General features: G+C 55.7%; 16 protein-coding genes. 6 read left to right on the forward strand and 10 right to left on the reverse strand.

Going from position 1 to position 20361, the window contains the following annotated elements; genetic code table 11:
* Positions 1 to 3336: a miniconductance mechanosensitive channel MscM gene (mscM, locus tag AAF463_RS17325; protein WP_101762853.1), complete on the forward strand. Its 3336-nt coding sequence runs from the start codon at positions 1 to 3 to the stop codon at positions 3334 to 3336.
* 52 nt (positions 3337 to 3388) lie between these two features.
* Here mscM and mdh read toward each other — a convergent pair whose 3' ends face one another.
* A complete protein-coding gene (mdh, locus tag AAF463_RS17330; RefSeq protein ID WP_097095873.1) occupies positions 3389 to 4324 on the reverse strand; it encodes a malate dehydrogenase in 936 nt (311 codons plus the stop codon).
* Positions 4325 to 4748: 424 nt separating this feature from the next.
* Here mdh and argR point away from each other — a divergent pair, with 424 nt between their 5' ends.
* The 4 genes from argR (at position 4749) to yhcN (AAF463_RS17350) (ending at position 6697) form a co-directional block, all read left to right on the forward strand.
* On the forward strand, positions 4749 to 5219 hold the full coding sequence (gene argR / locus AAF463_RS17335; RefSeq protein ID WP_008101964.1) for a transcriptional regulator ArgR: 471 nt from the start codon (positions 4749 to 4751) through the stop codon (positions 5217 to 5219).
* A gap of 489 nt (positions 5220 to 5708) precedes the next feature.
* The gene (yhcN, locus tag AAF463_RS17340) at positions 5709 to 5972 is read left to right on the forward strand and encodes a peroxide/acid stress response protein YhcN (RefSeq protein WP_101762851.1); all 264 of its coding nucleotides are present in this window, start codon (positions 5709 to 5711) and stop codon (positions 5970 to 5972) included.
* Positions 5973 to 6062: 90 nt separating this feature from the next.
* Positions 6063 to 6329, forward strand: a complete 267-nt coding sequence (locus AAF463_RS17345; protein ID WP_350261197.1) for a YdgH/BhsA/McbA-like domain containing protein — start codon at positions 6063 to 6065, stop codon at positions 6327 to 6329.
* Positions 6330 to 6430: 101 nt separating this feature from the next.
* A complete protein-coding gene (yhcN, locus tag AAF463_RS17350) occupies positions 6431 to 6697 on the forward strand; it encodes a peroxide/acid stress response protein YhcN (RefSeq protein WP_008101968.1) in 267 nt (88 codons plus the stop codon).
* 50 nt (positions 6698 to 6747) lie between these two features.
* On the opposite strand, the gene AAF463_RS17355 is transcribed toward yhcN (AAF463_RS17350), so the two are convergent.
* The 5 genes from AAF463_RS17355 to aaeX all read right to left on the reverse strand — a co-directional run bounded on the left by AAF463_RS17355 (position 6748) and on the right by aaeX (position 11716).
* A complete protein-coding gene (locus AAF463_RS17355) occupies positions 6748 to 7017 on the reverse strand; it encodes a hypothetical protein (RefSeq protein ID WP_036647722.1) in 270 nt (89 codons plus the stop codon).
* Between the two features lie 25 nt (positions 7018 to 7042).
* Positions 7043 to 8497: an NAD-dependent succinate-semialdehyde dehydrogenase gene (locus tag AAF463_RS17360; protein WP_350261198.1), complete on the reverse strand. Its 1455-nt coding sequence runs from the start codon at positions 8495 to 8497 to the stop codon at positions 7043 to 7045.
* 111 nt (positions 8498 to 8608) lie between these two features.
* Positions 8609 to 10561 (reverse strand): p-hydroxybenzoic acid efflux pump subunit AaeB, encoded by a 1953-nt coding sequence (gene aaeB, locus AAF463_RS17365; RefSeq protein WP_350261199.1) that lies wholly within the window; start codon positions 10559 to 10561, stop codon positions 8609 to 8611.
* 11 nt (positions 10562 to 10572) lie between these two features.
* On the reverse strand, positions 10573 to 11502 hold the full coding sequence (aaeA, locus tag AAF463_RS17370; RefSeq protein ID WP_101762847.1) for a p-hydroxybenzoic acid efflux pump subunit AaeA: 930 nt from the start codon (positions 11500 to 11502) through the stop codon (positions 10573 to 10575).
* 10 nt (positions 11503 to 11512) lie between these two features.
* Complete coding sequence (gene aaeX / locus AAF463_RS17375) at positions 11513 to 11716, reverse strand: p-hydroxybenzoic acid efflux pump operon protein AaeX (protein ID WP_021508145.1); 204 nt, start codon at positions 11714 to 11716, stop codon at positions 11513 to 11515.
* 258 nt (positions 11717 to 11974) lie between these two features.
* On the opposite strand from aaeX, the gene aaeR reads away from it, so the two are divergent.
* Positions 11975 to 12892, forward strand: coding sequence for an HTH-type transcriptional activator AaeR (aaeR, locus tag AAF463_RS17380; protein ID WP_101762846.1), 918 nt, complete (start codon positions 11975 to 11977; stop codon positions 12890 to 12892).
* A 41-nt stretch (positions 12893 to 12933) separates the two neighbouring features.
* On the opposite strand, the gene tldD is transcribed toward aaeR, so the two are convergent.
* The 4 genes from tldD to AAF463_RS17400 form a co-directional block, all read right to left on the reverse strand.
* On the reverse strand, positions 12934 to 14379 hold the full coding sequence (tldD, locus tag AAF463_RS17385) for a metalloprotease TldD (RefSeq protein ID WP_110867445.1): 1446 nt from the start codon (positions 14377 to 14379) through the stop codon (positions 12934 to 12936).
* A 64-nt stretch (positions 14380 to 14443) separates the two neighbouring features.
* Positions 14444 to 18262 carry an AsmA2 domain-containing protein YhdP gene (yhdP, locus tag AAF463_RS17390; protein WP_350261200.1) on the reverse strand — a complete coding sequence of 1273 codons (3819 nt, stop codon included), beginning with the start codon at positions 18260 to 18262 and terminating at the stop codon, positions 14444 to 14446.
* A gap of 46 nt (positions 18263 to 18308) precedes the next feature.
* Positions 18309 to 19778: a ribonuclease G gene (gene rng, locus AAF463_RS17395; RefSeq protein WP_101762841.1), complete on the reverse strand. Its 1470-nt coding sequence runs from the start codon at positions 19776 to 19778 to the stop codon at positions 18309 to 18311.
* Positions 19768 to 20361, reverse strand: coding sequence for a Maf family protein (locus AAF463_RS17400; RefSeq protein ID WP_101762840.1), 594 nt, complete (start codon positions 20359 to 20361; stop codon positions 19768 to 19770). The genes rng and AAF463_RS17400 overlap by 11 nt, the downstream gene beginning before the upstream one ends.

Consider the following 20361-nt stretch of genomic DNA (forward strand, 5'->3'; position numbering starts at 1 on the left):
GTGCGTGTTTTCCTCTCCCTGCTGCTGAGCCTTGTGCTCAGCAGTTCTGTATTTGCAGCCACCGTTCCGCAATCCAGCCAGCTAAAGCAGGAACTGGATGCGGCTAAATCGGCGAAAACCTCACCCGCGCAAACCGAGCAGGTGCAGGCGCTCGAATCGGCGATCAATTTCCTCAACGAGCGCGATGAGTCGCTGGAGCGCGCGAAGCAGTATCAGCAGGTGATTGATGATTTCCCGCGGCTGGCGCGCGAATTACGTCAGCAGATCGCCACGCTGACGGACAGCAGCAAGGCGGTGCGCAGCAATATGAGCAGCGCCGAGCTGGATCAGGAGCTGTTGCAGGTTAGCAGCCAGCTGCTGGAGGAAGGCCGTCAGGCGCAGCAGGAGCAGGATCGCGCGCGCGAGATCAGCGATTCACTGTCGCAGCTGCCGCAGCAGCAAACCGATGCACGCCGGGCGATGACCGAAAGCGATCGTCGCGCGCAGAGCGCTTCGACGGCGACCACGCCGCTGGCGCAGGCGCAAATTTACGCGCGTCAGGCGGAAAACGCCGCCAACAAAGCGCGCGTGGACGAGTTAGAGCTGGCGCAGCTTTCGGCGAATAACCGTCAGGAACTGGCGCGTATGCGCGCTGAGGTGCATCAGCGCAAAGCGACTCAACTGGATAACTATCTGCAGGCGCTGCGCAATCAGCTCAACAATCAGCGCCAGCGCGAAGCTGAACTGGCGCTGGAGCGCACCGAGCAGCTGGCGGAAAACAGCGGCGATCTGCCGAGTTCGATCAGCGATCAGTTCCGCGTTAACCGCGAACTCTCCGCAGACCTTAATCAACAAGCGCAGCGCATGGATTTAGTCGCTTCGCAGCAGCGTCTGGCCACCAATCAGACCTTGCAGGTGCGTCAGGCGCTGAGCACGCTGCGTGAGCAGTCGCAATGGCTGGGGGCGTCCAATCTGTTGGGCGAAGCCTTGCGTGCGCAGGTTGCCCGTCTGCCAGAGATGCCGAAATCTCAGCAGATCGACAGCGAAATGGGCCAGCTGCGGGTGCAGCGTCTGCATTATGAGGATCTGCTGGAGCGCCAGCAGGAACTACGCAAAGCCAAACAGGATGACGGCACGCCGTTCAGCAGCGATCAGGTACGTATCCTCGAAGCGCAACTTAAAACCCAGCGCGAACTGCTGAACTCACTGATTTCCGGTTGCGATACGCTGATTCTGGAAATCACCAAGCTCAAAGTTTCCAATACGCAGCTGCAGGATGCCTTAGCCGAAGTTAAAGATGCGACGCATCGTTATCTGTTTTGGACCGCTGACGTTAATACCATCGGCCTGAATTTCCCGGTGGAGATGGCGCAGGATCTCAAGCGTCTGTTGTCGCTGGATACCGCCGGCCAGCTCGGCAAAGCGCTGGCGATGATGTTTACCAATCGCGAAACCGTGTTGCCGATAATTGGTGCGATTCTGCTGGTTGGCTTCAGCATCAGCTCTCGTCGTCACTACAACGCCTTTATGGAGCGCTCCGCCAGCCGCGTCGGTAAAGTGACGCAGGATCGCTTCAGCCTGACGCTGCGCACGGTATTTTGGTCGATTCTGGTGGCGGTGCCGCTGCCAGTATTGTGGGCCGCGCTCGGTTACGGTTTACAGCATGCGTGGCCTTATCCGTTCGCCGTGGCAATTGGCGATGGCATCACCGCCACGCTGCCGCTGCTGTGGGCCTTTATGATCAGCGCGGCGTTTGCACGTCCCGATGGCTTGTTTGTGGTGCATTTCCGCTGGCCGCAAGCGCGCGTGGCGCGTGCCATGCGCTATTACTCGCTGTCGGTGGGGCTGATTGTGCCGCTGATCATGCTGCTGATCGCCTTTGCCAATCTCGACGATCCGCAATTCTCCGGCACGCTGGGACGCGTGTGCTTCATCCTGATTTGTGGCGCGCTGAGTATCGTTACCGTTAGCCTGAAACGCGCCGGTATTCCGCTCTATCTGGATAAAGAGGGCAACGGCGATAACTTCGTAAACCGCATTTTGTGGAACCTGATGATCGCCCTGCCGCTGGTGGCTGCCCTCGCCTCCTGCATCGGTTATCTCGCCACCGCGCAGGCGCTGCTGGCGCGTCTGGAAACCTCGGTGGGCATCTGGTTCTTCCTGCTGGTGGTGTATCACATCATCCGCCGCTGGATGCTGATTCAGCGCCGCCGCATCGCCTTTGACCGTGCACGTCAGCGTCGTGCCGATATGCTGGCCAACCGCGCGCGCAGCGAAGAAGAGAAAGAGCAATCAACGCCAGCGAATGCTGACACCATTGAAATCGATGAGCCAAGCATTGATCTCGACGAGATCAGCGCACAGTCGCTGCGTCTGGTGCGTTCCATCCTGACGCTGATTGCGCTGGTTTCGGTGATTGTACTGTGGTCAGAAATCCACTCGGCGTTTAGCTTCCTTGATAACATTCCGCTGTGGAATGCCAGCACCACCATTCAGGGTGTGGACAGCGTGCAGGCGATTACGCTGGGTGCGGTGTTGATTGCGATTCTGGTGCTGATCATCACCACGCAGCTGGTGCGTAACATGCCCGCGTTGCTGGAACTGGCGCTGTTGCAGCATCTCAGTTTGGCGCCGGGCACCGGCTACGCCATTACCACTTTGACCAAGTATGCTTTGATGCTGATTGGCGGCTTGATTGGCTTCTCAATGATGGGCATTGAGTGGTCGAAGCTGCAGTGGCTGGTTGCGGCGTTGGGTCTGGGTTTGGGCTTCGGGATGCAGGAGATTTTCGCTAACTTTATCTCCGGCCTGATTATCCTGTTTGAGAAACCGATCCGTATTGGCGATACCGTGACCATTCGCGACCTGACTGGCAGCATCACGCGCATCAACACGCGTGCCACCACCATCACCGATTGGGACCGCAAAGAGATCATCGTGCCGAACAAGGCTTTCATTACTGAGCAGTTCGTGAACTGGTCGCTGTCGGATTCAGTGACGCGTGTGGTGCTGACGATTCCAGCGCCCGCCAGAGTCAACAGTGATGAAGTGACCAACATTCTTAAGCAGGCAGCCGATCGCTGCACCTACGTGCTAGATATGCCAGCGCCGGATGTGTTCCTGGTCGATCTGCAGCAAGGTATTCAGCTGTTTGAACTGCGCGTGCATGCGGCGGAGATGGGGCATCGTATGCCGCTGCGCCATGAACTGCATCAGCTGATTCTGCGCGGCTTTGAGGAGCACGGCATTGAGATGCCGTTCCCGCCGTTCCAGGTGCGCATGGAGACGTTAGGAAAGCAAAACCCCGCGACTAACGGTGCGCCCGCCAATAAGACCTTCAAATCTGGCGGATTATAAAAACAAAACGCCCGGCAGATGCCGGGCGTTTTTTATTGCCGCTCGGAGTTTATCACTTCACAAACTCTTCGCCCTGCGCGATATCTTTCTTCAGCGTTTCCAGCATGCCGTTTAGCGCCTGCTGTTCAAAGGCACTCAGCGTGCCCAGCGGACGGCGTTCAACGATGCCGTTTTTGCCCAGCAGCAGCGGCTGCGAGAAGAAGCGGGCATATTCGCCATCGCCTTCCACATACGCGCACTCCACCACGTTGGCTTCGCCTTGCAGGGCACGAATCAATGACAGGCCAAAACGGGCCGCTGCCTGTCCCATCGACAGCGTCGCCGATCCGCCACCGGCTTTGGCTTCCACCACTTCGGTGCCCGCGTTCTGAATACGTTTGGTGAGATCCGCCACTTCCTGCTCGCTGAAGCTCACGCCTTTCACCTGCGACAGCAGCGGCAGAATCGTTACGCCAGAATGCCCGCCCACCACCGGCACTTCAATCTCGTTAGGCTGCTTGCCTTTTAGCGCCGCGACAAAGGTATTGGCACGGATGATATCGAGGGTGGAAACGCCAAACAGGCGATTCTTGTCATACACGCCGGCTTTTTTCAGCACTTCGGCCGCAATCGCCACCGTGGTATTCACCGGATTGGTGATGACGCCAATCAGCGCTTTTGGCGCGGTACTGGCAACCTGTTCGATCAGGTTACGCACGATACCGGCGTTGACGTTAAACAGGTCGGCGCGATCCATGCCCGGCTTACGTGCCACACCCGCGGAGATCAGCACCACATCAGCACCATGCAGCGCAGGTGTAGCATCTTCACCGCTAAACCCTTCCACGGTGACTGCCGTTGGGATATGACTGAGATCGACCGCCACACCGGGCGTTACCGGGGCGATATCGTAAAGTGAGAGAGCTGAGCCTGCGGGTAATTGCGTTTTGAGCAGCAGTGCGAGCGCCTGGCCAATACCACCAGCGGCACCGAGAACGGCAACTTTCATCCTGAACTCCTTATTAAGGTGGGGCAGAGATATGCCGAAAATCCATCAGGTTACGAGTTTAATCAACTTCTCAGGCGATAGCGACTAAACCTGTCGCGCACTAAACACTACGCCGCAATCGGCTCCCGAGACATCTCCACTTCAGAAGTCGCCTGAATGATTCATTCGCAGCCAGAAGACAATGGACGGCAATGATCATCGATATTGTTGTTACCACTTCAATAATATAACAACTTTGCAACCTTCGCTTTGCGCGTCCACCCGCGATTTTGGTGCAACATCATATTCTGTTATGATGCCCGCCCCGCAGGTCATTACCGCGATTCTCTTACCAGACTTATTGCATAAAAATTCATCTAAATGCATAATAATTTATCTGCCGTGGGCCTGTTGCCCTCTGCAACCCCTTTTTAATTGGTAGCTTATGCGAAACCCATCGAAACAAGACGACTTGATTAAGGCGTTTAAAGCCTTATTGAAGGAAGAGAAATTCAGCTCCCAGGGCGAAATCGTGCAGGCGCTGCAGGAAGACGGCTTCGAGAATATTAATCAGTCCAAAGTTTCTCGCATGCTGACCAAGTTTGGCGCGGTGCGCACGCGCAACGCCAAGATGGAGATGGTTTACTGCCTGCCTGCTGAACTCGGCGTGCCCACCACCACCAGCCCGCTGAAGAATCTGGTGCTGGATATCGATTACAACGATGCGTTAGTGGTGATTCACACCAGTCCGGGCGCGGCGCAGCTGATTGCGCGCCTGCTGGATTCGCTGGGCAAAGCGGAAGGCATTCTCGGCACCATTGCCGGTGATGACACCATTTTTATTACCCCCGCGCGCACCTTCTCGGTAAAACAGCTGTACGACGCGATCCTGGTTTTATTCGAACAAGAGCTATAAAACCCTGCTGCATACCGGCAGTTCCTCTGCCGGTAATCTTGCCCTTTGCGCTTCATTCGTAACCATTCTGTTACAAATCCCTTTGTAAATAATAAGTTATCCATATGCCTGTCGGTTCTTTTCAGCCGCTATCATTGGTACGACCTTTATGCCTTTTTAACCTTATGCGCTATTTTACGCTGCTTTACACATTGTGCTCAGTGTCTTTTCCTTCTCTATCTGTATCAGCCAGCGAGATCAACCACGATCTTTCGCACTAAAAGATAATTTGATGTAGATCATTGTTTTTACGGTGAAATAACCACCTCTGGTTAAGATCCAGGCGTTTTTTATAACTTCAGGTTCTAAAAAAGTGCCATAAGGATAAAGAATTACAACCAAACATTATTAGTTCGGTATTAATTTCATGGGTGATTAGATCTATACTTGTTTTCGTGATGCAAATCACACGAAAGAAAAAGATAAAAACAGACGACGAGGAAAATTATCATGAACGTTAAAACTACTATCGCGACTTTAAGTGTTCTCTCTGCCCTGTCATTTGGTGCTTTTGCAGCAGATTCTATTAATGCCGAACAGGCTGCGAATCTGCAACCTGCGGGCACCATCAGCGTCAGCGGCGTGGGCGGTTCTCCAATGGATATCCGTCAGCAGTTAAACGATAAAGCCGACCAGCAAGGTGCGAAAGCCTATCGCGTGGTTGAGGCGAATACCGGTGACAGCTACCACGCAACCGCTGAGCTGTACAAATAAGTTATTGACTTAAAAAGCAATGTGAACGGCGACCCGTTTGAGACGCTCTTGCCTCTCAGGTTGCCGGCCCCCATTTCAGGAGAGTGAATCATGAAAACCAAATCAGCTATCGCAGTACTGGGCCTGGCTTCTGTTCTTTCTTTTGGCGCGAGTGCCGCCAGCCTTGTTTCAAACCAACAAGCTGAACAGCTGCAATCTCTGAACCAAACCATCAGCGTGAGCGGTGTTGACGGCGACCAAACCAACGTGCGTCAGGAACTGTCACAGAAAGCCGATGCGCAGGGTGCCAGCCATTACCGCATCATCGAAAGCAACCGTGGCGATACTTTCCACGTAACTGCTGAACTGTACAAATAATCACTAATTGAACGTCCGGTGCCTTGATGGCGCCAGGCAATAGATCGACGACCCGCCACCCCTTTTCTGCCGCAGGTTGTTGATTAAACGAGGAGAAAATTATGAAAATCAAAACAACCATCGCAACTGCTACCCTGCTTTCCCTGTTCGCCTTTGGTGCTTCTGCAGCACAACTGGTCACCGAACAACAGGCGCAGAATCTGCAACCTACCGGCAGCACCATTTCAATCAGCGGAACCGGCGGTTCGCCAATGGACTATCGTGCCGAGCTTTCTCAGAAAGCGGATGAGCAAGGTGCCAGCGCTTACAAAGTGATTGAAGCGAAAACCGGCGACAGCTACCACGTGACAGCTGAGCTGTATAAGTAATTCCTCGTCAATTAAGACGAACCCTTTGGCCCCGCTCGCCGGGGCCCTTTTTACTTTATATTGAAGCGGAGCTGGCCTTCCAGCTCCTCTTCTGCTTCATCAAATAGCAGGATTAATGCGCCATACCGGCGTTTCTGCCCTTTCCCCAGATTTACAAATTCAATCTCCAGCGGCAACGGCAGTTGCTCACCGACAATCGCATCCCAAAGATCGTCAAGATCGTTGATGGCGAGATCGGCTAACGCAAAACGATCGCTAAACTGTCGATAAAAATGGGCTTGATCGACAATCTCGTCGAAATCGAAACGCTCGGTTCTCATCATGACGCCCTCTTGGTTGTTGCGGCTAGCTGAGTCCGCCGAGGTGCAACGCTTTAACTTCCAGATACTCTTCCATCCCCAACACCGATCCTTCGCGTCCCAGTCCAGACTCTTTCACGCCGCCAAACGGTGCCAGCTCAGTGGATACCGCGCATTCGTTAATGCCGATCATGCCCGCTTCCAGCGCCGCTGAGACGCGGAATACCCGCTGCAGATTCTGCGTGTAGAAGTAAGCCGCTAGGCCAAATTCGGTATTGTTGGCACGCGCAATCACCTCGGCTTCATCGTCAAAGCGGAAGCAAGCCGCAACCGGACCAAACGTCTCTTCCTGCGCCAGCTTCATCTCTTCATGCGCTTCGCCAATCACCGTTGGTTGCCAGAAGTTGCCGCCAAGAGGATGACGTTCGCCGCCGACCAGCAATTTGCCGCCTTTACTCAATGCATCTTTGACGTGCTCTTCCACTTTCTCCAGCGCGGACGGCTCAATCAGCGGGCCAACGATCACCCCTTCTTCCACGCCATTTCCGACTTTTAGTTTGCCCACCGCATCGGCCAGTTGATTAACGAAGCGATCGTAGACCGCGTTATGCACATAGAAGCGGTTGACGCTGACGCACACCTGTCCGGCGTTGCGGAATTTGTTGGCAATCGCGCCCTGCACCGCCGCATCAATATCGGCATCATCAAACACGATGTAAGGCGCGTTGCCGCCTAACTCCATCGAGACCTTTTTCATGGTTTCAGCCGCATTACGCATCAGCGTTTTGCCCACCGCGGTGGAACCGGTAAAGGAGATTTTGCGCACCGCCTTGCTGGCCATAATCGCGTCGCTGATGGCATGCGTATCGCCCGCCACCGCATTGAGTACGCCATCAGGCACACCGGCTTTCTGCGCCAGCGCCAGCAACGCGAAGGCGCTCAGCGGTGTGTTGTTAGCGGGTTTGATTATGCCGGTACAGCCCGCGGCCAATGCGGGGCCAAGTTTGCGCGTCAGCATCGCCATCGGGAAATTCCACGGCGTGATCGCCGCGACCACACCAATTGGTTCGCGCGTCGCCAGAATGCGCGAGCCCGGTTTAGCCGGCGGGATGATTTCACCGTTGGCGCGTTTCGCCTGCTCGGCAAACCACTGAATAAAGCTGGCGGCGTATTCCACTTCACCTTCGGCTTCTTTAAGCGGTTTACCCTGCTCGGCCGTCATCAACTGGCCGAGCCAGCTTTTGTTCTCGATGATCAGCTGATACCAGCGATAAAGGATTTCGGCACGCGCCTTGGCGGTTTTATCGCGCCAGGCGGGAAACGCACGCTGCGCGGCGGCAATCGCCTGTTCGGTTTCTTGCTGGCCGGCTTTCGCCACGTTAGCGATAACTTCGCCGGTGGCAGGATTGGTCACCTCAAAGGTGGCGCTGGCGTTATGCCATTGACCATCAGCAAAATAGCCGGTCTTGAATAATTCGTGTTGTTGCAGGGAAGTGGACATCGGTTTTCTCCTGTCAGTTTGCGTCCTGTCAGGAAAGTATAGATGCCAATATCAGAGGTTTTTGTGTCAGCGTGGGATCTAAAAGGCCGCTGCAGGTTGCAGCGGCCAGTTTCAGATTTGTATTAAGGTGTTCTGATACTTATCCAGCATCAGTGCCAGCCGTTTCACCGGCTCGGTGACGTTATCAGGCGCAGCATAGTGCTGCAGCTTCTCCTGATACACATCCAGCTCCTTCAGCAGCCGCTCGAAGTAATAGCGCCGCTTATCATCGCTGGTCGCGGAGATAATGCGGTCGGCGGTGTAGCGCAGCTGGCGGTGATAGGCCGAGAGATCTGCATTCACCGGCACTTCGGCATTGCGCAGGCGTTGATGGCCGATAATCAGCGTCAGCGCGATACGGTATTTATCGATATCGCCGGGGAACAGGTTGAGCAACAAAAACAATTGCTGATACAGCGCCGGCAAGTGGTTTTCACGGCGACGCGCCTGATTAGTGGTCAGCGCAGCAACTGCGGCATACATAAAGCGATTTAGCAGTTTACGTCCGGTACGCTCCTTGGATTTATCGCGAATCAGCAGAATCACCATCATCGCTACAAAGCAGCCAATCACCTGGCCCAACACGTTATCGAGGAATACGTTGAACTCGAACTTCATCGGGTTATCCAGCACCAGCACGTTGATGGTACCAATCAACGCACCCAGCGTACCCAACTGACGACGCTGCACGAAGATGCCGCCGATAAAACCCAGCGCGCCGATGGCGATACACAACAGCAGCGCACTTTGCTGGGTCGCGGGCAGAATAAAGATGAAGTAGAGCGCGCCGAGCGGCACCGCAACCGTCATGCCGTAAAGGAAGTCTTTCGCCATCATCAACGGATTCGGCATACGCATCGCCAGCGCGGTAATTACCGCCAGCATCACCATGCAGCCGCTGCCTGATGTCCAGCCAGTATATAGCCAAAACAGCGATCCCAGCGCGGTGGCGACAAAGGTACGTATACCGTTGATCATCGCGTGATGGGTTTCCGCAGAGCGCGCCTGAATCACTACCTCACGCTGCAGAATGCTCTCTTCCAGCGTGGTGATGCGGCTATTACTTTTAATGCCGTTAATCAGCAGCAGATATTCAGTGGCCGCGCCGACCCAACTCGCCAGCGTCACCGGCACGGTTTTGCTGCTCACGCCAATCAGGCGACGCATCACCTTCATGCGCTTATGCACATCGTTGACGCTGTTGACCTCTTTTTCGATCAGCAAACGATAGTGCGGTGGAATGTATTCCGGACGCGAGTTTTGAATCAGGAAAGTTTCGGCGGCCTGCGTGATCAGCGTCAGCGATAAGGTGTTGAGCATTTGCAGGCGGCGGCTGGAGTTTTTCCAGCGTGAGGATTCCATCATCAGCTGGCCGCGCATGCCGTTGAGTGCCGTGGTGCGACGCACTAACGCGCTCCAGGCTTTATCCACTTCCTCTTTGTCTTCATGCGCGACGCACAGCTGCAGCAATTTGTAGTGCGCCACCAGCAGCACGTCCACTTCCTGCTCAATCACTTTCTTGATCGAACGCGGCGAGAACAGCATGTCGGCGAGGATGGCACACAGAATACCGATGACGATTTCACTGCAGCGCTCAACCGCGTACTGCGGAGCCAGCGTTAAGCCGCCGCTGGCATCCGCCGTCACCACGATGATCAGCGCGGTGTAACCGGCAAGACCCAACGCATAGGAGTTTTCGACTTTGATCAGCGAAGAGAGCCACACGCACATGCCGGCCCACATACAGCACAGCAGCAGCATCACCACCGGCGCGCGCACCGTGGCAATCATGATGGTGAGCGCGGCGATACAGCCAATAAAAGTACCGATGATGCGCAGAATGCCGCGATAGCGCAGCGCGCCAGAATAGGGATCGCCCCCCGCAGCAAAGGCGGTACCACCGGCCACGATGCCGGCGGTCATCACCGCCCAACGCGGCGTTTCCAGATTGAAGTGAAAGCCAATCATCAACGCCGCAACCAGCGCGAAGGTGAGCTTCACCGGGAAACGCAAAAACTCAATCATATCGCCCTCGCTTAACCAAACTCACGCAGGCGATTGAACAACTGTGCCAGCGGCGAGACTTTGGTTTCGCGATCCTGCGCACCGGTGATCACCACCGTCGCCGTGGTCCCTGCCGGGAAGCGGTTGCCCGGTTGCTCGTCGAGACGAATACGCACCGGCACACGCTGCGCCAGACGCACCCACTCCAGATTCGAGTCGATGGTTGCCATGCCTTTGCTGTCGCTGGTGCTGCTGCTGTTGGTTACGCCCGCCGCGATACTGTCAACGGTGCCGCGCAGTACCGCGTTGCTCCCCAACGGCGTGATTTGCGCGCGGAAGCCCGGACGCACGCCATCCAGCTTGGTCTCTTCCATATAGGCCAGCACATAGAAGGAGTGCTGTTGCACCAGCGCCACGGCTACCGAGCCGCGCGTGATGAATTCGCCCTGATAGACATTGAGGTTGGTGACCCAGCCGTCAGATGGCGCTTTGATAGTGGTGCGATCGAGGTCAATCACCGCCAGGTCGCGCGTGGCCACAGACTTCGCCAGCTGATGCTCGCTGGTTTGCAGATCGTTATTGGATTGCTCAATCGCTTCACGCGACATCGCGCTGGTCCCCAACTGATTGCGGCGACTGGCTTCACGGCGTTTTTCACTCACTAACGCCTGGTAATACTCGACATCCGCCTGGGCTTCGTCCAGCGCTTTTTGGTAGCGCGGACGGTCAACCACAAACAGCGTGTCGCCTTTTTTCACCAGCTGGTTGTCGTGCACCGGCACGTCAGTGATGATGCCGGTGACGTCAGGCGAGATCGCTACCACATCGGCAGAGAATTTGGCATCACGCGTCCACGGTGATTCGGTGTAGAACACCCAGGCGCGGAAGATGATCACGATGGCGATGACAACCAGCAGGAGTGTAATCGCGTATCGCGCGATTTTTCTTATTAGCGCTTTCACTTAAAAAACCTCAGACGAATAAACGGGATACAAGGTAAAACACGCAGCAATACAGCGCAGTGTTAAACAGTGCCGGATGCCAAACCAGATCGTAGATCCCGCTAGGCGTTAGCACGCGTTTCACCAGCCAGAACAGCGCCAGTGAAACCAGTAGTTCAATGAAGATGGGCGGAAAACTCAGCCCGAATACGACAAATACCGGAAGCACACTCATTTCGGATCCTTAGTTCGACCTTGCCGGATTGCACCGATACCTGCCCACGTGCCGTATAGCACGTTGGGTTTACGATCAGGGGATGACGGATAAACTGATGGCAACATTCAGGCCGCGTTGAGCTAATCATAGCGTATCATCGGGCTAACACAGCCGTGTTCAGGTGCAGTGAAGAGACCCAGCGCGCGTATAGTAACGCGCTTGACTATACGTTTTCTACATATTGTGAGCTAAATCACTTTTTAGCCAGAGTAAACAATGGATCGACTTAAAAGCATGTCCATTTTCGCCAAAGTGGTTGAATTGGGTTCATTTACCGCCGCGGCGCGCCAGCTACAGCTTAGCGTTTCGTCTATCAGCCAGATTGTCGCCAAACTGGAAGATGAGTTACAGGTTAAATTGCTTAATCGCAGCACCCGCAGCATTGGCCTGACTGAAGCCGGAAAGATCTATTTTCAGGGCTGTCGCCGCATGCTGGCGGAAGCGTCGCAGGTACACGAGCAGCTGTACGCCTTTAACAACACGCCGATCGGTATTCTACGGATCGGCTGCTCATCGACGATGGCGCAGAATGTGTTATCGGCGATGACCAGCGAAATGTTACGCGAATATCCGGGTTTGGGGGTCAATCTGGTGACGGGCATTCCTGCTCCCGATTTGATTGCCAACGGTTTGGATTTGGTGGTGCGCGTGGGCGCGCTGCAGGATTCGAACTTGTTCTCGCGTCGGCTGGGTGCAATGCCGATGGTGGTGTGCGCGGCGAAGAGCTATCTGGCGCAGCATGGCACGCCGGAAAAACCTAGCGAGATCGATAATTTTTCGTGGCTGGAATATAGCGTGCGGCCGGATAACACTTTTGAACTGGTTGCGCCGGAAGGATTGGTTACCCGCCTTACGCCGCAGGGCCGTTTCGTGACCAACGATTCGCAGACGCTGATTCGCTGGCTGAAAGCAGGTTGCGGTATCGCCTATGTGCCGTTGATGTGGGTGATTGATGAGATCAATGCGGGGGAGATCGATATTCTGTTCCCGCAATATCACTCGGAGCCGCGCCCGGTCTATGCGCTCTATACCGAGAAAGACAAGCTGCCGCTGAAAGTGCAGGTGTGCATTGATTATCTGACCGAGTATTTCAGGCAGGTAGCGCAGCAGTATCAGCAGCATCGGAAAGGTTGAGGGCAGATGTTCAGGTCGCCATACATGGCGACCTGACAACGTTAGGCGGTACCACCTACGGTGATTTTATCCAGCTTCAGCGTTGGCTGACCCACGCCAACCGGTACGCTTTGTCCCTCTTTACCGCATACGCCGACGCCTTTATCCAGCGCCAGATCGTTGCCGACCATCGAGATCTGCTGCATCGCTTCGATGCCGGAGCCAATCAGCGTGGCGCCTTTTACGGGCGTCGTTACTTTGCCGTTCTCGATCAGATAAGCTTCTGAGGTGGAGAACACGAACTTGCCGGACGTAATATCAACCTGGCCGCCGCCGAAGTTTGGCGCGTAAATGCCGTACTCCACGCTTTCGATGATATCTTGCGGCGTCGATTTGCCCGCCAGCATGTAAGTGTTGGTCATGCGCGGCATTGGCAGGTGCGCGTAAGATTCACGGCGACCATTGCCAGTTGGATTGACGCCCATCAGGCGCGCATTCAACTTGTCCTGCATGTAGCCTTTCAGCACGCCATTTTCGATCAGCATGTTGTACTGGCCCGGCACGCCTTCATCATCGACCGCCAGCGAACCGCGCAGACCTTCAATGGTGCCATCGTCAACCACGGTACACAGCTCTGAAGCCACCAGTTGGCCCATTTTGCCGCTGAATACCGATGTCGCACGACGGTTGAAATCACCTTCCAGACCATGTCCAACTGCTTCGTGCAGCAGCACACCCGGCCAACCTGCGCCCAGCACCACCGGCAACATGCCAGCGGGTGCCGCCACGGCGGAGAGATTGACCAGCGCCATGCGCACCGCTTCGCGCGCCCAGGCATCGGCACGCACATCACCGCTCTCATCGGCGAGGAAGAATTCATAACCGGTACGCGCGCCGCCGCCGCTTGAGCCACGTTCGCGTTTACCCTGATCTTCCACTTGCACGCTGATGGAAAGACGCACCAGCGGACGAATATCTGCGGCCAGCGTGCCGTCAGTTGCGGCTACCAGCACTTGTTCGTAAACACCGCTCAAGCTGGCATTCACTTCCTGCACACGTGGATCGGCAGCACGCGCCACTTTGTCAACACGGTGCAGCAGGGCAATTTTGTCTTCGCGCGTCAGGCTATCCAGCGGATTAACGGGCGCATACAACGAACGGTTCAGCACCGCCGATAAGGTATGCGCTTTACCGTTGCCTTGTTCACGCACGATGCTGCGCGCCGCTTCAGACGACTGACGCAGTGCATTCAGGGAAATCTGGTCAGCGTAGGCGAAACCGGTTTTCTCACCGCTCACGGCGCGGACGCCCACGCCCTGATCGATATGGTAAGAACCATCTTTAATAATTTTGTCTTCCAGCACCCAGGATTCGTGGAAACTGGACTGGAAATAGAGATCGGCATAATCCAGACGACGTTCTGAAAGCTGCCCTAACAGGGAATAAAGGTCCTGCTGATTAATGCTGTTCGCAGTTAGCAACTGCTCACTTACCAGATTCAGAGTCATCGTTTCTCACTCATTATGTGCTCGGATAGTCATAGCCTGCGGCAATTACCCGACGGCGTCAAATTCACTTCTTCTCGTCTTCGCGCGGTTTGCGCAGTACTTCATTGATTTCCGGCTTATCCAGCGGTCCGCTAATGTGGTAGCGCAACAGTGAAATCTTATTCCACAGCGGTCCCAGCACTTTGCTGGCGGCGAAGACCGCAGCACCGACCACCGGATTGATGACGAATGCAGTGGCGACGCCAACCGACGCGGAGATTTCCGGGGCGACCACCGCTTCCATGTCGATCTGACGCTTCACCAAATCGATGTTGCCCTTCATGGCGATATCCGCTTCCAGGCCATCCACCAGCAGGTTATCGGTACGCATCACACCGTTTTCAATCCACGCGGTGCCGTTGATCGAATCGAAATAGAAACCGTCACTAAAGGTGTCGCTGAAATCGAAGCGCATCTTGCGTAGTAAGGCATCAAAGCTAAACAGGCGCAGTAACTGCCCGGCGCGACCGGTATTCACATCGGCGATCTGACCTTTGCCAAAGTGGGTTTTCAGCGTACCGCTTAGCGTCTCTTCCGATGGCTGCCACGGCGCAGAAAGCCAGTGCAGATCGTAATCGAGTTTAAACGGTGCATCGCGCAGCGGCGTATTCATGCCAAACCAGTTAGCCGCGTCATTGATGTTGTCGCCGCTCAGGCTGCCCTTCAGCGAAGTGCGCTGATCGCCGGGTTTATTCACCCATTCACCCGCCACATTTAATTTTGAGCTGCCAGAATCAATCGAGGCGTTAGTAAGTGCTAACGTATCGCCTTGCGGCTGTAGCTTCGCCTGCATATGGCCAAACTTCTGCCCGCGAATCCAGCACTCATCACAGTTGAGCTGCAACGCTGGCCAGCTGCTGAAGTTGATGTTGCTGCTGTTGCCGCCAAACGGCGATGATTTTCCATCGCTTTTCTCAGCCCATTCAGGATTGTAGTAAAGATAGCTCAGGTTGATCTGCCATGGAGAGCGCTGCGCCGTCTGCAAACTGCCACGTGCTTCACGGCTCTCCAGCTGCAAGTGGGTATTGCCGGCTGGCCCCTGCGTAACGGTAGCGTTAACGTCGTGCCATTGCTGACCACCAAGCGTCAGCGCCGGTGTGCGCAGAATAAAGTCGCCCGGCAGCGCCGCGCCGCCCACTTCCGGCTCGCCCTGAGCGTTACGCGCACTGCCCGCACCAGCCATCATCCCCATCCAGGCTTCGCCATCCAGCGGCGGGAGATTCAGCTCCATGCCGCGCTTCTCGGGCAGCTTCGGTGTGCTTTTCGCATCATTCAGCCAGATCCCGCGATCAACGCGCAGCTGCGGCTCCAGAATCCAGCGGCTATTGAAACGATGGCGCTCGCGCACGCTGCCGCTCAAGGTAAAGCCTTTCAGATCGCCATCCGCGTTGATGGTAATCGGCATCGCTTCACCAGCCGCTTTATCCAGCGGTGCTGGTAAGTGACTGCTTACTGCTTTGCCCTCGCCTTGCAGTGCCACTTTGTAGGTTGCGCCGCCTTTATGCGGCAGCGTGATATCCACATTGCCCTGCCACGGTAAAGAACCGTCTAACTGACGCGTGATGGCATCCGGCAGCACCTTGAGTTTACGTGGCTGCCAATCGCCCAGCAGTTTGACGTTCACGCCAAAATCGTTGGGATTCTCTTTCGTGCTGAAACTCACGCCGGTTGGCTGCCCGAACCAGTTGGCCTGCAGCTCTTCACTCTCCAGATTGCCGTTGTTGTAACGGAAGCGGCCGGTGAGATTGTTTAGCGTGGTATTTAACGGCTTGATATGCAGGCTGTTGTTGTTCAGCACCACATTGCCGCTGGCGTGCACCTGCTCGCCATCCAGTGGAATATCAAGATTCAACGTGCCGCGCACATTGCCGCCAATCTGTAGCTCCTGCAGCGCCGCGCCGAGCGTCGGTTTCAGCGGTGTTTGCTCGAAATAGTCAGCGATTTTTTTGCCTTCGCCGCTGATATCGCCATCGATGATCAACTTCTCTTTCAGGTAATCCGGGATCACCGCGCTGACGTTGCGCGTATCAACCTCGCCGAGCCTGGTTTTATCGGCTTTCATCCACAAACCGTTGTTGAGGAAGTCGAGATTGATGTCGAGGTTTTCCAGCGCTGGCCAGCCGGGCTGGAACTGGAAGGTGGCATTGCGCAGCGGAACCCAAACTTCAAACATGCCGTCATTGTGTTTGAACGGGAACAGCGAGGGATCGCCAGCAAACAGCAGCGTGGCGTTATCCACCTGCCCGCCTTTAATCGCGTCACTGAGATAGTGAGTAAGATCGTGACCCATCAGCTGCTGCGGGAAATAACGCCACGCATCGCCAGCATCGGTAACGCGAATTCCGGCGAGAATATCGAGGCGCGGCGCGCTACCCAAATTCTGTTGGTAGCGGAAATCGCCGCGTGCCCACAGCGAACGGGCCTGCACATCCAGCTGATGTCCATCCAGCGTTAAGCCGTTAGCATCGCGCAGCCAGTTGAGCTGGCCAGTGATCTGTTTAATCTGCAGCGGAGCCTGGAACATATCGCCGTACGGTACTTCCGCCTGGCCCATCGCCACATCCAGCAAGCCGTTGTTTAAGCTGCCGCTGGCGCTCCCGCTGAGATTGCTGATACCCGGCAGTAATTCCCACTGTTGCCAGGCGAGATCGCGCCATTTCACCTGCAAACGCGTTTGCTCAGGCTGCTGCAGCGGGATATCCAGCGCCAGCGCATCAATGTGGCCGCGTGGCTGTAGCGCACGCCAGTTATCCAGCAAGGTTGGGGAAAGCGGTGCAAACAGCGGAACGACGGGCGCCAGACGTTCTAAATCCAGCTGCGTGGCACGCACGCGCATCTCCGGAGCACTGTTGGCGCCGAGCATCTGCTTATCTTCTGGCTTCCACAGCAGGGAAAAATGTCCTGGCGCCCATGCGATGCCATCCGTTCTCAAGCGGGTTTGCGGTACCGAAAGGCTCCAGCCATTCTGGTAGCGCGACAAGTGCGCGGTTAAGCCATCAACCTCTAATTGATGATCGCCCTGCTCGCCGCGCCAGCGCGCGCCACCTTTGCTCAACAGCAAATCACCGGCGTAGAGATCGCCATCGCGCAAATTCGCCCACGCGGCCAGACTGAAGCGCGCGCTTTCAAGGCTGGTGTTATCACGCAGCCACGGACCAATCCACGGTCGCACATCCACATCATCGGCCTGCATCCAGATGCGGCCATCGCTGAGTAAACCGTTGCTGTCGTTGAGATCGAGCCTCACCTGCACCACGCCATGCTGGCCGGTAAAACTGGAGAGGCTCACTTCGCCCTCGGCGCGGTGACGGGTATTTTCGTTCAGCCAGGTAAGGCGTGGAATCGCCAGTTCAGCATGCTGGCCGGACGGCGTCAGAAAACGGATGCTGCTGTCGCGCAGATCGAAGTGGTCGAACTGACGCAAAAACAGATCGTTGATTTGCGCCGGTTTGAAGCTGTTCTTCTGTTCGTCGCTGGTGAACAGCGGATGATTGGTTTCGAGATGCAGCTGCCAGAAGGTGAGATCGCGGAATTGCCAGCGCCAGTGCAGCAGCGATTGCCACACGTTAAGCGCAAGATTGACGCGGCCGATGGTCAGTTGCCCATCTTCCTGCATCGCGACGTTGAGATTGCGCATCTGCAGCGTCGGGCCAAAATTCTCCCATTTGCCCTGCAGTTCGCTGGCCGTCACCGTGACGCCGCTGACGCGTGAGATCGTCTGCAGAATATCACTGCGATAACTGTTGAGGTGCGGCATCACGAGGCGCAACCCGCTGACCAGCAGCGCCACAATTACGATGATTGTGGCGAGCAGCAGTAACAAAATCCTCGGCAACCGCCTCACACACCTCTCCTTGCTGTCCGTTGGCTTGCGGAACTCAACCTCAATATCACATCATGACGACATCAAACTGCTCTTGGGTATAGAGCGGTTCAACATGAACTTTGACCTGTTTACCGACGAAGATCTCCACTTCCGCCAGTGCGTGTGACTCTTCGCCCTTTAACGCGTCGCCCACCGCCGGGGAAACGTACACCAGGAAACGGTCGGAATCGTAGGCGTGATGCACGCGCACAATTTCACGCATGATCTCATAGCAGACGGTTTCCACCGTTTTCAAGGTGCCGCGCCCTTTACACACCGGGCAATCGGCGCACAGCACATGTTCAATACTTTCACGCGTGCGTTTACGCGTCATCTCCACCAAACCGAGCGCCGAGAAACCATTGATGCCGGTTTTCACCCGATCTTTGCTCAGCGCGCTCTCCAGCGAATGCAGTACGCGGCGGCGATGCTCGTCGTTACTCATGTCGATGAAATCGATAATGATGATGCCGCCGAGGTTGCGCAGTCGCAGCTGACGCGCGATCGCTTGCGTCGCTTCAATGTTGGTGTTGAAGATGGTCTCGTCGAGATTGCGGTGTCCGACAAACGCGCCGGTGTTGATATCCACCGTGGTCATGGCTTCGGTTTGATCGATAATCAGATAGCCGCCGGATTTTAGCTCGACCTTACGCTCCAGCGAACGCTGGATTTCGTTCTCAACGTCGAACAGATCAAAAATCGGCTGTTTGCCGCTGTAAAGCTCCAGCTTGCTTGCCATTTCCGGAATATATTCGCTGGTAAATTCCACCAGCAAATCACAGGTCAAACGTGAGTCCACGCGAATGCGATCCAGCGCGGCACCGGCGAAATCACGCAGCACGCGCTGCGCTAATGCCAGTTCACCGTAGAGCAGGCAGCGCGTCTGATTACGCTTTTTACGCTCGCTGACTTTGGTCCACAAACGTTTCAGGAAAGCGGCATCCTGCGACAACTCTTCCGAACCAATGCCTTCCGCAGCGGTACGAATAATAAAGCCGCCGAGATCGTCACAGTGCGCTGCAACCACCGTTTTCAGTCGTTCGCGCTCGGCCTCGCTCTCAATACGCTGCGAGACGCCAACGTGTGACGCGCCGGGCATAAATACCAGATAGCGTGAAGGCAACGTAATGTCGGTGGTGAGGCGCGCACCTTTGGTGCCCAGCGGATCTTTCACCACCTGCACCATCAGATCCTGGCCGGGACGCACCAGCTCGCCAATGTCGCGCACCACAAAATTTTTCTTCTCATCACCCGCCACGCATTCGGTGTGCGGCATGATGTCGGAAGCGTGCAGAAAGGCGGCTTTTTCCATGCCGATATCGACAAAGGCTGCCTGCATGCCAGGTAAGACGCGACTGACGCGTCCTTTATAGATGTTGCCCACAATGCCACGTCGTGCTTCACGTTCAATGTGGATTTCCTGCAGAATGCCGCCATCAATGTAGGCAACACGGGTTTCTGAAGGTGTCACATTTACCAGCAGTTCAGCCGTCATCTTGTCCCCTTAACGCCCGCAGTGACTGAAAATGACTCAGCAGCTCACCGGTCTCAACCAGCGGCAATCCCACCACGGCGTGATAACTTCCATTAATCTTGCGGACAAAATTGCCGCCAAGGCCCTGAATTCCGTACGCGCCGGCTTTATCCATCGGCTCGCCACTGGCAATATAGTGCGAAATTTCCTCCGCCGTCATCGTGCGGAAGGTCACGTCCGTGGTCACCAGACAATCCAGCTCACGCTGCGTATCGGCCAGCGCCACCGCGGTCATCACCTGATGAGTTTGTCCCGACAGCTTGCTCAGCATCGCGGCGGCGTGCGCCGCATCCTGCGGTTTTTCCAGTACTTCACCGTTCAGCACCACGATGGTATCAGCACCCAGCACCGGCAGATCCTGCGGTGCCACCGCGACGCCCGCGCGCGCCTTATCTGACGCCAGACGACGCACGTAAGCGTCAGCCGCTTCTTCAGGCTGACGCTGCTCTTCTACGTGGGTAATCAGGCGTTCAAATTGCAGACCAAGCTGCGTTAACAGCTCACGTCGACGCGGTGAACCGGATGCGAGGTACAGGCTTATCAT

The organism is Pantoea sp. BJ2 (assembly GCF_040255075.1).
GTDB lineage: Bacteria > Pseudomonadota > Gammaproteobacteria > Enterobacterales > Enterobacteriaceae > Pantoea > Pantoea leporis.